Below are 14,296 nucleotides of genomic sequence, written 5' to 3' on the forward strand. Positions count from 1 at the left end.
TTACTTTTTTTACTGAGGATGCCGGTGCGGGCATGGTTTCCATAAAGGGGAACAAAAAAAGGTGAAAAGTGTTGGAATAGCTCTCCTTCACTTTTCACCTTATATAATTTTACCGGCAGATAATTATGCCAGGACTGCTGCTTTACTTAATACTTCTGCCATTGTTTTACCAATGTTGGCAGGGCTTTCTACTACGTGAACACCACATTCTGCCATGATCTTCATTTTTGCAGCGGCGGTATCTTCAGCACCACCAATGATAGCACCTGCGTGCCCCATACGGCGTCCCGGAGGCGCGGTTTGGCCGGCGATGAAACCAACTACCGGTTTAGTACCGTTTGCCTTGATCCACTGGGCGGCTTCCGCTTCCATGCTGCCACCAATTTCACCGATCATGATGATACCTTCTGTTTCAGGATCGTTCATCAGCAGTTCCACAGCATCTTTGGTAGGGGTACCGATGATAGGATCTCCACCAATACCGATGGCGGTAGAAACGCCTAAGCCAGCTTTTACTACCTGGTCGGCTGCTTCATAAGTTAAAGTACCGGATTTGGATACGATACCGATCTTACCTTTTTTGAAGATAAAGCCAGGCATGATACCTACTTTAGCTTCATCTGCAGTGATAACACCAGGGCAGTTTGGTCCGATGAGGCGGGTAGTTGTACCCTGCAGGAAATTCTTCGCCTTGATCATATCCTGTACAGGAATACCTTCGGTGATACATACCACCAGAGCAATACCAGCTTCGGTAGCTTCCATGATGGCGTCAGCTGCAAATGCAGGAGGTACAAAAATGATAGAAACATTTGCACCGGTTGCCTTTACGGCATCGGCTACCGTGTTGAACACCGGGCGTTCCAGGTGTGTGCTGCCACCTTTACCGGGTGTAACACCACCCACTACCTGGGTACCATATTCGATCATCTGTGTAGCGTGGAAAGTACCTTCAGTACCGGTAAATCCCTGAACAATCACTTTGCTATCCTTATTAACTAAAACACTCATCGCGCTTGTTTTATTGGTTTAATATTATATGTCTGATTCTTCTGGACGGCAAAAATAAGCCGATTTCCATAATTCTGCAATTTAGTGCCTTTAAGATAAAGCTACCAATTGGTTTGGAAAATAATTGGCAACAAATAAGGAGTGTTCGCAAGCCAGCAGTGCCAATAATAACAGATCTAAATACTATATATTATCTTTTTTACTGATAATCATATACTTTACTACTCTCCCTGTTCCTTTTTCAGCTGCTCCCGCCATTTTCCGTCTTTAAATAATTCCAGCTGCCGCATTTCTTTCGCTTCCCGCAGGAACTCGGAAGCAAAAATGAAGTCGTTTAATTTCTGGTCCTTGCTGAATACGATATCTTTATTACTACCCTCCCACTGTTTCTGGCCCTGGTACATATATACAATATGGTCGCCGCTTTCCATTACGGTGTTCATATCGTGGGTATTAATAACCGTAGTAATATTGTATTCCTGGGTGAGTTCTGTAATGAGCTTATCAATAAGCAGGGAGGTTTGCGGGTCCAGACCGGAGTTGGGCTCATCGCAGAAAAGATATTTCGGGTTGAGCACAATGGCACGGGCAATGCCCACCCTTTTCTTCATCCCGCCGCTGATTTCAGCAGGGAACTTTTTAGCGGCTTCTTTCAGCTGCACCCTTTCGAGGCATTCTGCTACCCTGGCTTTTTTCTCTTTCAGGGTGCCTTTACCAAACATTTCCAGGGGAAACATCACATTCTGTTCAACGGTCATACTGTCGAACAGGGCAGACCCCTGGAACAGCATGCCTATTTCCTGGCGTATTACCTTCTTCTCTTTTTCATCCATCGCGGTAAAGTCCTGTTTATCGTACAATACTTTACCATCGTCAACGCCCATCAGTCCTACAATGCACTTCATCATCACAGTTTTACCGCTACCGCTGGCGCCAATGATGAGATTCACTTTACCGGGTTCCATTATTGTTGATACGCCCTTCAGTATTTCCTTATCCCCAAAACCCTTTTTTATGTCTTGCAGTTCAATCATGATTACAGTAATATGGCCGTTAATGCGTAGTCCATGAATAATATCAGCACGCAGCTCACCACTACGGCAGTAGTGCTGGCTTTACCTATTTCCAGTGCGCCACCGGTTACGTTATAGCCGTAATAAGCAGATACGCTGGCAATAATAAACCCGAAAGTATAGGATTTGGCCATCGCAAAAAATACGTTGTATGCCTTGAACTCCTGCCGGAGCCCCTGCATAAACTGCTCGGCAGAAATAATGCCCGAAAGCACCCCTGCTTCCTTGCCACCCCAGATACCCAGGAAACCCGCAATGGCTACCAGCACCGGTATCATCAGCACTGCGGCCATAATTTTAGGCGCTATCAGGTATCCTTTAGTATTGATCCCCATAATTTCAAGGGCGTCAATCTGTTCAGAGATCCGCATGTTACCCAGTTCTGAGGCTATTTTTGATCCGATTACGCCCGCCAGTACGATACAGGTAAGCGTTGGCGCAAATTCCAGGATAATAGTATCTCTTACCACCTGCGCGATGGTACTTTTTGGAATGATAGGGCTTACCAGCTGATACGCCGTTTGTAAGGTAGTTACCCCTCCCATAAACAGGGAAATAATAAATACTATCCCAAACGACCCTACGCCGATATCCACACATTGCTGCATAAATTGCTTCCAGTACATCTTCATGTTTTCCGGGCGGGAAAACATGCCTTTGAGCATGAGCAGGAAGTTTCCGAAATGATAGAAGAATTTGAACTCCATAACTGATCAAAGATAGGAAGGATTTTTTCAATCATATCCTAATTTAAGATTTAATGCAGGGCTTAACGTAAACTACTCACCAGTAAACGCTTCAGGCTACGCTCAATAATCTCTCCCATCGTTTTACAACGGGAAAATACGGCATCATGATAATATTCCGCCAGCTCATCCCCCAGCTGCTGGATCTTTTCAGGGAAAGAAACGCGATCTGTCATGATCACATCCCGCAGGTCTTTGATGCGGTGCCGCTGCACTTTAATACGACGGGCAATTACCGCACGTTCTTCCTGCTGATACTGTTTTACTACTTCTGCATTGAGATGTTTAATGGCGAGGTCCACAAATACCCGGTTCTCTTTAAAGTACTGCGGCATATATAAAGTGCGCCTGCCTTCGTAAAACTGCTGGTCAAAATCAATGGCGCGGATACGGAACTGTACATCATCAAAGTCCGGGGTAATATCAAAAATGAAATTATAGGAACGCATGTCGCCCAGCAGCCGGACAAAGCACCGTTCATTGAACTTTACAAATTCCTTGGCGATACGTTTCGGGTTAAATTCCGGCCTGTTCAGGTAATGCAGAATAAACTGATCGCCCGGCACCCCGGCGATATGTTCTTCCACGAGGGTATTACCATCGATCAGGAAGTTCATCCAGTAGGGAGATAAAATATGCTCCAGTTCCAGGCCATAAATACGGGAGGCATCGGCAATCTTGATATAAAAATAGTCGTATACTTCGTTGTAATTATTAACAATCTTAATCCGGAAAGGATGGGAATTCCCGAAAGTACAGTAATCGATCCGCTCAATATGCAGGTGCTCTTCCGCCGTTTGGTCGCCACCGGCCTTCAGAATGGAGTACACCCGTTTTAACCCCGCATGGATGGAGCCCACCATACTCTGGGGATAAAATACGGTTTCCCACAAAGTATCTTTCCCTTCCTTGTCATACACCGATATGGCCTGATCATAATACCGCAACTCCTCGTAAGATATAGGCAGCTTCACTTCCCGCTCATACATTTTAAGGTAATTGCGGAAAGCGGAGTTGATCGGAAAAAATATCTTCTTTCGGGAAATAGTTTGCATATAGCGGATTTTGTCTTTCTCAGGATTACGCTGATTTTACTGATTAGCTTGATTTTTATTTTTTTGATTTTATAAATGATTAAGGGAGATAATAGCGAATATAGCGGATTTTGTCCTTCCCGCTGATTACGCTGATTAGCTTGATTTTACTTTTTTGGTTTAATAAGGATTAAGGGAGATAAAAGCGGATATATTCGCTATTATCTCCCTTAATCCTTATTAATCATAAAAAAATCCAAAAACAAAAATCTAGCTAATCAGTAAAATCAGTGTAATCAGCGGGAAAGACAAAATCCGCGGCGGTCTACTTCTTTTTCTTCTTCTTGTCTTTCCCTTCTTTTGCGTCCCTGCAACATTTTTCCTGGGCGTCTACCACGGCGATGTTCACCATGTTCACAATTTGTCTTACAGTGCTGCCCAGCTGGAGAATATGCACCGGCTTCTTCATTCCCAACAGGATAGGACCGATGGCGTCAAATCCGGCCACTTCCTGCAACAGGTTATAGGCGATATTACCAGCGGCCAGGTTAGGGAAGATGAGGGTGTTTACTTCTTCTTCCAGTAACTCTGTGAACGGGTAATTATCTTTCAGAATTTCCTTATTAAAAGCCATTGCTGCCTGGATTTCTCCATCTACAATGAGGGAAGGATCACGTTGTTTTACTATTTCCCGGGCTTTGCTCATGGTTTGCGCTTCCGGTGTCTGGCTGCTGCCAAAGTTGGAATACGACAGCATGGCAATACGCGGCGTCATATTAAAATGCTTTACTTCCTTCGCTACCATCATGGTGATGTCCGCGAGTTCTTCTGCCGTAGGGTTGAAGTTGACGGTGGTATCTGCGAGGAATAAAGGTCCGCGTTTGGTTTGAATGATATACATACCGGCTACACGTTTCGCGCCCTCTTCCATACCAATTACCTGCAAAGCCGGACGGATGGTATCGGGGTACTTACGGGTGAGGCCGGAAATGAGTGCGTCTGCCTCGCCGGTTTCCACCATCATACAGCCGAAGTAGTTACGTTCCCGCATAATTTTACGCGCTTCGTACAGGTTCAGGCCTTTGCGCTGGCGTTTCTGGAAAAACAGATCTCCGAAGCGGTGACGCATTTCCTTCATCTCTTCGCTTTTCGGATCTATGATCACCACATCATCAATTTCGATGGCGTTTTCCAGCATCAGCTCGCGGATCCGGGCTTCATTACCCAACAGGATCGGGCAGGCAATGCCTTCGTCATTCACTACCTGTGCGGCTTTCAGTACTTTCAGGTTATCTGCTTCCGCAAAAACAACCTTCCTCGGGTCGCGGCGGGCTTTGGTACCAATAATCCTGAAAAGCTGATTATCCAGTCCGAGGCGGTGATTCAGTTCATTCCGGTATGCTTCCCAATCGGTAATGGGGTGATGCGCCACACCGCTGTCCATTGCGGCTTTGGCTACAGCAGGCGCTACTATGCTGAGCAAGCGTGGGTCCAGTGGTTTAGGAATAATATATTTGGGCCCGAAGAAAATATTTCTTTCGTTATAGGCCAGGTTTACGATGTCCGGTACCGGCGACTTTGCCATATCGGCCAAAGCCCTTACTGCGGCCAGTTTCATGGCCTCATTAATTTGTGTGGCTCTCACGTCGAGGGCCCCACGGAAAATGTAAGGAAAACCCAGTACATTGTTCACCTGGTTGGGATAGTCGGAACGGCCGGTAGCCATGATAATATCCGGGCGTGCCGCGATGGCTGTTTCGTAAGCAATTTCCGGGTCGGGGTTTGCCATTGCAAACACGATCGGGCTTTTAGCCATGCTCCTGATCATTTCGGCTGTCACCACATTCCCTACAGATAAGCCCAGGAACACATCCGCTCCCTTCATGGCTTCTGCCAGTGATTTAACTTTTGTGCTGGTAGTGAATTGTTTATGTCTGTCGGAAAGATCCTGGCGGTCTTTATTCAATACGCCGTCTTTATCAAACATGATAAAGTTTTCCGGTTTGGCGCCCAATGCCACATACAGCTTTACACAGGCCATAGCAGCGGCTCCTGCGCCATTTACCACTATTTTTACTTTTTCTATTTTCTTTTTTACCAGTTCCAGTGCATTCAGCAATGCGGCAGAGGAAATGATGGCCGTACCATGCTGATCATCGTGCATGATCGGAATTTTCAGTTCTTTCCTGAGCCTGTCTTCGATTTCAAAGCACTCTGGGCTTTTAATATCTTCCAGGTTAATACCTCCGAAAGTAGGCTCCAGCGCCTTTACAGCAGCCACAAAGGTATCCGGATCTTTTGCGTCCAGCTCTATATCAAATACGTCAATATCAGCGAATATTTTAAACAATACTGCTTTCCCTTCCATCACCGGCTTACCGGCTTCAGGGCCAATATCTCCTAAGCCCAATACAGCGGTACCATTGCTGATAACGCCCACCAGGTTGCCTTTCGCGGTATATTTGTAAACGTTTTCTACATCATTGAAAATTTCTTTGCATGGCTCTGCCACTCCGGGAGAATATGCGAGTGAGAGATCCCATTGTGATTTTGTGTCTTTCGTAGGTATGACTTCTATTTTGCCCGGCCTGCCCTTTGCATGATAATCCAACGCATCCTGCTTATTCAGTTTCTTTGCCATATAAATATAAGATTGTTATTGGGCGTGCAATATACGAAGTATTGAATTAAGGGCTGCCACCCAAATAGTGGGATATCGGCTCATAATTACGCATGCTAACCATTAAAATTACTTACTTTTACAGCGTTAAACATTCGTAAATATCATGATACAACGCATCCAGAGTCTCTATCTGCTATTGGCTGCCGCCGCAGGCGCTGCTGCTCTGTCTTTCGATTTGTGGAGAGCCACCCTTTCCAATGGCGTAAAACAATCTGTAAACGCCTCCAGCAACTATCTCCTGTTTGTACTGTACATCATTATTATCCTGCTGGCCCTCGTCACCATTTTCCTTTTTAAGAAACGTAAACTGCAGTTCCGGCTGACAATATTTAACATTCTTTTTGGATTCGGAGCGCTGGCATATCAATATTATGTGGTGCAGCAAACGGCTAATAAACTGAACACCGGTGGCATTACCATTACCTCGGCGTCTTATTTGCCCGCATCTTTCTTACCTATCGTTGTCATCATACTTTTGTTCCTCGCCGCCAGGGGAATTTATAAAGATGAGAAACTGATCAAATCACTGGACAGACTCAGATAAACAGGATATAAAGTCCTCCGCATAAAAAAGCCATTGTCTTTACATGTGTAAAGACAATGGCTTTTTTTAGATCTATATCCTTATTTCAGGAACTTCCCGGTATAACTTTCTTTTACTTTTTTCAATCCTTCCGGCACGCCGGCATACAGTAAATTACCTCCACCAGCACCGCCTTCAGGTCCAAGATCAATTACCCAGTCGGCACTCTTAATCACATCCAGGTTATGTTCAATGACCAGCACGGTATGCCCTTGCTCTATGAGGGCGTTAAAGGAGTCCAGCAATTTTTTAATATCATGAAAATGCAGACCGGTAGTAGGTTCATCGAAAATAAACAGGATATGCCCCTGGGCTTTTCCCTTACCCAGGAAAGAAGCCAGCTTTACACGCTGCGCCTCGCCGCCACTCAGCGTATCACTGCTTTGTCCGAGTTTTACGTATCCTAGTCCCACACTGCTCAACGGGCGTATTTTGTTGCACACATCTTTTTCCTCTCTGAAAAAATCCAGTGCTTCGTCTACTCCCATTTCCAGTACTTCGTAAATATTTTTTCCTCTATAGGTTACTTCGAGTACTTCGTCTTTAAAGCGTTTACCACCGCAGCTTTCGCAGGTGAGATGTACATCTGCGAGGAACTGCATTTCTACAATCACTTCCCCTTCGCCTTTGCATGCGTCGCAACGGCCGCCATCTACGTTAAAGGAGAAATGTTTTGGCTGGAAGCCGCGCATCTTGCTCAGCGGCTGTTTGGAATACAAATCCCTGATCTCATCATACGCTTTGATATAAGTTACCGGGTTGGAACGCGACGATTTACCAATTGGGTTCTGGTCAATCATCTCCACCTGTGTAACATCATCCAGCGCCCCTTTGAGCGCTTTATAATTCCCTACCCTTTCCGCAAATTCACCTTTCAGCTTCATCAGCGCAGGATACAGGATTTGTTTAACCAGCGTGGTTTTGCCCGATCCGCTCACACCACTGATTACTGTTAACACCTGTAAAGGAAAATCAACAGTAATGTCTTTCAGGTTATGCTGACGGGCGCCTTCAACAGTAATCGCTTTTTTCCATTTGCGTACTTTCGCCGGCGGATCAATAGTAAACTGACCGCTGAGGTATTTGCCGGTAAGACTTTTACCATCTTTTAATATCTGCGGATAGGTCCCTTCAAAAATAACTTCACCGCCCAGATGACTCGCCAGTGGTCCCATATCGATGATATAGTCGGCTTCCTCCATCATCTGCTCATCATGTTCTACTACTACCACCGTATTACCGAGGTCGCGCAGTTCTTTCAGCACCGCAATCAGGCGGTGGGTGTCCCGTGCATGCAGTCCTATGCTGGGTTCATCAAGAATGTACATGGAATTGGTGAGGTTACTTCCCAGGGTGCGGGTAAGCTGAATACGCTGGCTTTCGCCACCACTGAGGGTATTGGCCACACGATTCAGGGTAAGGTATCCTAAACCTACATCCAGTAAGGTTTTAATCCGGTGATTAATTTCAAGCAGGATACGCTTCCCGATCTGTTGTTCAAACTCATTGAGTTGCAGGTTGTCGAACCATTCCTTCAGGTTAGACACCGGCATATCTACCAGTTCGGCGATACTGCGGTCGCCTACTTTTATATAAAGCGCTTCTTTGCGTAAACGTCCGCCGCCACAATCCGGGCAAATGGTGCGTCCGCGGTAGCGGGCCTGTAACACGCGGTATTGCACCTTATACAGGTTTTGTTCCACCATTTTAAAGAACTCGTTCAGCCCGTAAAAGTGTTCGTTACCGGTCCAGAGTAATTTCACCTGTTCATCGGTAAGTTCTGCGATAGGCTTATGCACCGGGAAACCAAATTTACGCGCGGTTTTAATGAGCGCTTCTTTGTATTCGCCCATTTTTTCTCCACGCCACGGGGCTACGGCGCCTTCAAATACGCTCAACCGTTTGTCGGGGATCACCAGGTCGGCATCGATGCCCAGCACCTGTCCGAAACCTTCGCAGGTAGGGCATGCGCCGTATGGATTATTGAAAGAGAACAGGTTGGGCACCGGTTCTTCAAACTGAATACCATCCAGTTCGAAGCGGTTGGCAAAATGCTGCATCTCCTTACCATCAATTTCCACGTAACAATCGCCTTCACTTTCATAAAAGGCCGTTTGTACGCTATCGGCTATACGATGTTTATCATCTTCCTCAAAATCCTTTGCTACCAAACGATCTATGAGTACCCAGGCATTGTCGGGCACCGTTATTTTTTTCTGTTCCAGCAGTTCCTCTATACGTACCAGACCGGCGCCTTCACTACCGGGCATGTATAAACGGGAAAACCCTTTCTGCACCAGGATGTTCAACTCTTCTTTTACCTCTCTTTTGGCATGCCTGCGGAAAGGAGCAAGGAGTAACACTTTTGTGCCATTTTTCAGTTTGGTGATATAATCTACCACATCACTTACTTCATGTTTTTTTACCAGTTTTCCGGAGATAGGGGAATAGGTTTTACCCACCCTTCCATACAGCAACCGCAGGTAGTCATAAATTTCCGTCATCGATCCCACGGTAGAACGGGGAGTACGTGTAATCACTTTCTGCTCAATCGCAATCGCAGGACAAATCCCCTTGATGTAGTCCACATCCGGTTTGTTCATCCGCATCAGGAACTGGCGGGCATAAGAACTTAAGCTTTCGGCATACCTGCGCTGGCCTTCCGCATACAGCGTATCCATAGTGAGGGAGGATTTCCCGGAACCGGACACACCAGTAACAACTACCAGCTTACTGCGGGGAATGGAGACGCTTACGTTCTTAAGATTATGTACCCTGGCTCCTTTTATGAAAATCTGGTCCTGTGGGCTAACATCCTGAGGATCAATTATGCTTGTTTGTTTCTTTACTTTTGTTGCCATGACAGAACAAATTTAAGGGAAAAGATATTAGTTCGGCAGCTTGCTTTTTATAGATGTCCGCAATACGCTAAAAGCTAATCCCTAAGCGCTGAAAGCTATTTTTTATTATTTGTTTTATTGAACTAATCTTTTATATTTGCATAGGGCCAGATCTATCTCGCTGGATAATCCAAAAATCATCATTAACTAAAACTGTTCAATATCGCCTAAACTCTACTTAATTAAAACAACCAAACTGGCTGTAAAGTCTGTAATTTATTTACTAACCCGCCTAGTTGTAGAAGTTTATGCAAGTAATGTACAAATTGTGCGATGAGCAGTTGATTACCCTCTTTAAAAAGGGGCATTCTTCCGCATTAGAAGAGTTGGTTCACCGTCATAAAGATAAGGTGTTCACTTCTATCCTGTTACTGGTTAAAGATTCATTCCTCGCGGAAGATATTTTCCAGGACACCTTCATTAAGATTATTGACACCATCAGGGCCGAACGTTATACTGAAAAAGGGAAGTTTTTACCCTGGGCAATGCGCATTGCGCATAACCTGTGCGTGGATCATTTCCGGAAGATCAAACGTACACCAATGATCAGGACCGGAGATGACAAAGATATCTTTGATGTGCTGGGCTTCAGCGACAGCTGTGCAGAAGAAAAGCTCATTACCCGTCAGAGTCATGACCGTGTTCGCAGAATGCTGGACATGCTGCCGGAAGAACAGCGGGAAGTAATCATCCTGCGACATTATGCAGAATTAAGCTTTAAAGAAATTGCCGATCTCACGCAAGTGAGTATCAATACCGCATTAGGTCGGATGCGTTACGGTCTGATCAATCTCCGGAAAATGATGACGGAGAAACAAATCTGTCTATGAGGAACCCTTTTTTTTGCTTGCCAGCAACGAGCGGCCGGATGTAATGTCCGACCGCTCGCTATTTTAGGGGGATCGCCGAAGGCGATCCCCCCGCTCACACGCGCTCAAACACCATAGCAGCGCCCTGCCCTACTCCTACACACATGGTAGCCAAACCATATTTAGCTCCTACCCTTCGCTTCATTTCATGCAGCAGCGTAGCCGTAATACGCGCGCCACTACACCCCAGCGGGTGCCCAATAGCAATAGCGCCCCCATTTACATTCACGATATCCGGATTTAACGCCAGGTCGCGCATACAGGCGAGCGACTGCACCGCAAAGGCTTCATTCAGTTCTGCCAGATGCAGCTGGTCCGCCGTAATACCCGCACGCTGCAAAGCCTTCTGTGATGCCGGCACCGGGCCTATTCCCATAACAGAAGGATCTACTCCCGCTACTGCCATACTTTTTATTTGCGCCAGCGGCTGAAGATTAAACTGCTTCAACGCTTTTTCAGATACAATTAATACCGCCGCTGCGCCATCGTTGATACCGGAAGAATTACCGGCTGTAACAGAGCCGCCTTTTGCAAAGGCAGGGCGTAAGCCGGAGAGCTTTTCCAGTGTGGTATCGCGCGGATGTTCATCTTTTGAAAAAATGACCTGCTCTTCTTTATTTGGAGTGATGGGTACCGGGATAATTTCATCCTGCCATCTACCGGCATCCAGGGCTTGCCTGTAAAGTGTTTGACTTCTTAACGCAAAAAAGTCCTGCTCCTCCCGGCCGATATTCCACTGGTTCGCCACATTTTCTGCCGTTTCCCCCATAGAAAAAGGATAGTACATATCGGCCAGTTTTTTATTGGTAAACCGCCAGCCAATAGTAGAATCATACATCTCAGTTTTACGGCTGAAGGCACCATCGGATTTACTCATCACAAAAGGCGCACGGGTCATGCTTTCCACGCCGCCGGCCAGGTACGCGTCTCCTTCGCCACACATCACCGCACGGGCGGCATCCATGATCGCCTGCATACCGGAAGCGCATAAACGATTTACGGTATTACCAGCTACAGTTACCGGCAAACCAGCCAGCAATGCGGCCATACGCGCCACATTCCGGTTGTCTTCACCGGCCTGGTTGGCAGCGCCGGCAATTACATCTTCTATTACAGCAGGATCGAGAGAAGGATTTCTTTCCATCAACGCCTTCAGCAGATGAGCCAGCAGATCATCCGGGCGGACAGTACTTAATGCGCCCCCGTAACGGCCTATCGGCGTACGCACCGCATCTACAATATATGCAACTTGCATGTGGTTGTTTTGGTTTATATGCAAATAAAACACATCCCGCCAACTCAACCAATAAAACATCATCCCCCTTCTGTACAGGAATTCGCAAAAACCGCCAGATATAACCCTATTTCCGCCTTTCAGTAATTGTTGCTTGACTCCTCCCCCTGCCGGGCCTAGTTTTGCCGCTGTCATTAAATCTATCAAAAAATAACCCCAAAAATGAAACACCTAAGTAGCGTGGTGTGGCTGGCAATCTGTTTGCTCAGCACTACACCTGTAATTGTGAAAGCCCAACAACCCGCGGGCGAAAATGAGGCGAACCTCTCCGAACTTTTGTACAGACCCATTAAACCCACCGCCAAAATCATGGAAGGCCTGGAACCTTCCCGGCAGGTAGCAACACCCCGTGGCGCCGTAAACGTAAGAAATCTCCGCGCCGCCCCTAAATGGAACCTGGCTGCAGACAATACCACACGGCAAATCAATATCGATAACCTCCAGTTGCTGCCGGACAAAGTGATAACCGTTAAAAAAGTTAACGCACCCCTCTATTGCACGCCTCCGACCGTAACCATCGGCTGCTGCAGCTATTCCATCAAAGATGAAGTAGCCAATAAAAGCCTGATGTACGCCTCTCCGGCAGCAGTGTTCAGCAACGAAAACGATGCCCGCACCTTTGCCGGCAGCCTGTCGCCAAAAGTTCCTTTCTTCCTCCCGTATACCAACAGCAAAGTATACCCGGCAGGCGCCTGGAAATATGATAACGGCAATGGCCACGGCTCAGTAGATTACCTCAAAACCAGCGACGCCTACGGCCCAGGCATCGACCCCACCTTTGGCGTATACGCTTCCGCCGCCGGAAAAGTAGTGACTGCCATGTGGGACCCATTCTTCGGAAATGTGGTGATCATAGAACATAAAGCGGCAGACGGAACATCCTACCGTACCGGCTACTTCCACCTCCGTGGCGGTTTTGATCATGATGTAGCGAACGCGAAAGTCATTAAAGTGAATGACCCCAACAACAAAGACGCCCGCGATACCAAGTATAAAAAATTTGCCAACCTGCCCAACCCATCACCATTACTGTGGGGTACCAACGCCCAAAAGCTGAAGGTAAAAGCAGGAGATTATGTATACGCCGGCCAGCAAATTGCCTGGGCAGGTAACACAGGCTTTGGTGGCGCCGGCTGGGGGCTTAACCAGGACGGCACCCCTACCAATCCCAATACCGGCAACAACCACCTGCATTTTATGCTCTGGGTGAAAAGTCCCGGCACTGGCGCCGACTGGATGGAAATAGATCCCTATGGCGTGTATGCTACTTCAGAAAGCAGTAACAGCTCCTGCTATGAAATAGGCGCCAACGGCGGATTTAACCGCTTCTTTGCACCTTTCTATCCTTCTTTCCACAATGTACCGGTGCAGTATATCACCCAATACTGGGGTTACTATACCGGCATGGGCATGGCGCTGCAAACGCTGAGTGTACATAAATCCGGTAACCAGTACCTCGCATCCGGCTCTTTCCAGCAAGGACTCCCCGGCGCCTGGTATTGCCGTATCAACATGAACAGCACCCAGTACCAGCAGTATTTCAACGAATATTATGGCAAAGGATATATTCCCCGGCAAATCTCCGTTACCAACGACAACGCCGGCAATCCGCTGTTTACCGCTATCTGGCAGAAAAAAGGCAATGAAAACTTTGCCGCCGTTCATAATGCTACAGACGAAGTATATGCCGCCAAGTGGAAAACTTATGTAGAACAGCAGAAAATGCGCGTAACCGAACATGTAGTATACTACGCCGGCGGTAAACGCTATCATGCCGGGGTATTTGGCAGCAGCAATCCCGGAGGGTTTTACATGTATTATGGCATGAATACCAACGACTTTACAAAGAAGTTCGAGGAGTTAAATAAAGCAGGTCTGATGACAGTGAATGTAAACATTGAGGAAAATGGGAGCCAGAATAACGTAGGTGGGCTCTGGTGGCCGAAGAACAAGGCATACTATTCGTATATGAATATGACTCCGTCTGACTACCAGGCTAAATTCACCGACCTTACAGCCCAGGGATACCGGCTGTTCAGGATCCAGGGATACGACAATTCCTCCCATTTTGCCGCTATCTGGATGAAATAAGCCGAATACGCC

General features: G+C 46.8%; 10 protein-coding genes. 3 read left to right on the forward strand and 7 right to left on the reverse strand.

Features of this window, described 5'->3' with window-relative positions; translation table 11 throughout:
- Positions 1–123 precede the first annotated feature (123 nt).
- The 5 genes from sucD to ACMXI2_RS25690 form a co-directional block, all read right to left on the reverse strand.
- A complete protein-coding gene (sucD, locus tag ACMXI2_RS25670; protein ID WP_079471030.1) occupies positions 124–1,011 on the reverse strand; it encodes a succinate--CoA ligase subunit alpha in 888 nt (295 codons plus the stop codon).
- Between the two features lie 221 nt (positions 1,012–1,232).
- Entirely contained in the window at positions 1,233–2,045 is an 813-nt protein-coding gene (locus ACMXI2_RS25675) for an ABC transporter ATP-binding protein (protein ID WP_483778787.1), read from the reverse strand.
- 2 nt (positions 2,046–2,047) lie between these two features.
- Positions 2,048–2,791, reverse strand: a complete 744-nt coding sequence (locus ACMXI2_RS25680; protein ID WP_483778788.1) for an MlaE family ABC transporter permease — start codon at positions 2,789–2,791, stop codon at positions 2,048–2,050.
- 62 nt (positions 2,792–2,853) lie between these two features.
- Positions 2,854–3,885, reverse strand: coding sequence for a hypothetical protein (locus ACMXI2_RS25685; protein ID WP_079471033.1), 1,032 nt, complete (start codon positions 3,883–3,885; stop codon positions 2,854–2,856).
- Positions 3,886–4,189: 304 nt separating this feature from the next.
- Positions 4,190–6,505, reverse strand: a complete 2,316-nt coding sequence (locus tag ACMXI2_RS25690) for an NADP-dependent malic enzyme (protein WP_483778789.1) — start codon at positions 6,503–6,505, stop codon at positions 4,190–4,192.
- A gap of 145 nt (positions 6,506–6,650) precedes the next feature.
- On the opposite strand from ACMXI2_RS25690, the gene ACMXI2_RS25695 reads away from it, so the two are divergent.
- Positions 6,651–7,091, forward strand: coding sequence for a DUF4293 domain-containing protein (locus tag ACMXI2_RS25695; RefSeq protein WP_079471035.1), 441 nt, complete (start codon positions 6,651–6,653; stop codon positions 7,089–7,091).
- Between the two features lie 80 nt (positions 7,092–7,171).
- On the opposite strand, the gene uvrA is transcribed toward ACMXI2_RS25695, so the two are convergent.
- Positions 7,172–9,991 carry an excinuclease ABC subunit UvrA gene (uvrA, locus tag ACMXI2_RS25700; protein WP_483778790.1) on the reverse strand — a complete coding sequence of 940 codons (2,820 nt, stop codon included), beginning with the start codon at positions 9,989–9,991 and terminating at the stop codon, positions 7,172–7,174.
- Between the two features lie 287 nt (positions 9,992–10,278).
- Between uvrA and ACMXI2_RS25705 the strand changes: the two genes are divergently transcribed.
- Positions 10,279–10,860 carry an RNA polymerase sigma factor gene (locus tag ACMXI2_RS25705; protein WP_235015960.1) on the forward strand — a complete coding sequence of 194 codons (582 nt, stop codon included), beginning with the start codon at positions 10,279–10,281 and terminating at the stop codon, positions 10,858–10,860.
- 94 nt (positions 10,861–10,954) lie between these two features.
- Here ACMXI2_RS25705 and ACMXI2_RS25710 read toward each other — a convergent pair whose 3' ends face one another.
- Entirely contained in the window at positions 10,955–12,154 is a 1,200-nt protein-coding gene (locus ACMXI2_RS25710; protein ID WP_483778791.1) for a thiolase family protein, read from the reverse strand.
- Positions 12,155–12,355: 201 nt separating this feature from the next.
- Here ACMXI2_RS25710 and ACMXI2_RS25715 point away from each other — a divergent pair, with 201 nt between their 5' ends.
- Positions 12,356–14,284, forward strand: coding sequence for a hypothetical protein (locus ACMXI2_RS25715; protein WP_483778792.1), 1,929 nt, complete (start codon positions 12,356–12,358; stop codon positions 14,282–14,284).
- The last annotated feature ends 12 nt before the right edge of the window (positions 14,285–14,296 follow it).

The sequence above is a fragment of the Chitinophaga sp. G7 BAM 1005 genome, assembly GCF_057126945.1.

Coding starts and splice junctions, on each gene's coding strand:
- sucD (WP_079471030.1), bottom strand. CDS start 1,011: ATGAGTGTTTTAGTTAATAAGGATAGCAAAGTGATTGTTCAGGGATTT.
- ACMXI2_RS25675 (WP_483778787.1), bottom strand. CDS start 2,045: ATGATTGAACTGCAAGACATAAAAAAGGGTTTTGGGGATAAGGAAATA.
- ACMXI2_RS25680 (WP_483778788.1), bottom strand. CDS start 2,791: ATGGAGTTCAAATTCTTCTATCATTTCGGAAACTTCCTGCTCATGCTC.
- ACMXI2_RS25685 (WP_079471033.1), bottom strand. CDS start 3,885: ATGCAAACTATTTCCCGAAAGAAGATATTTTTTCCGATCAACTCCGCT.
- ACMXI2_RS25690 (WP_483778789.1), bottom strand. CDS start 6,505: ATGGCAAAGAAACTGAATAAGCAGGATGCGTTGGATTATCATGCAAAG.
- ACMXI2_RS25695 (WP_079471035.1), top strand. CDS start 6,651: ATGATACAACGCATCCAGAGTCTCTATCTGCTATTGGCTGCCGCCGCA.
- uvrA (WP_483778790.1), bottom strand. CDS start 9,991: ATGGCAACAAAAGTAAAGAAACAAACAAGCATAATTGATCCTCAGGAT.
- ACMXI2_RS25705 (WP_235015960.1), top strand. CDS start 10,279: ATGCAAGTAATGTACAAATTGTGCGATGAGCAGTTGATTACCCTCTTT.
- ACMXI2_RS25710 (WP_483778791.1), bottom strand. CDS start 12,154: ATGCAAGTTGCATATATTGTAGATGCGGTGCGTACGCCGATAGGCCGT.
- ACMXI2_RS25715 (WP_483778792.1), top strand. CDS start 12,356: ATGAAACACCTAAGTAGCGTGGTGTGGCTGGCAATCTGTTTGCTCAGC.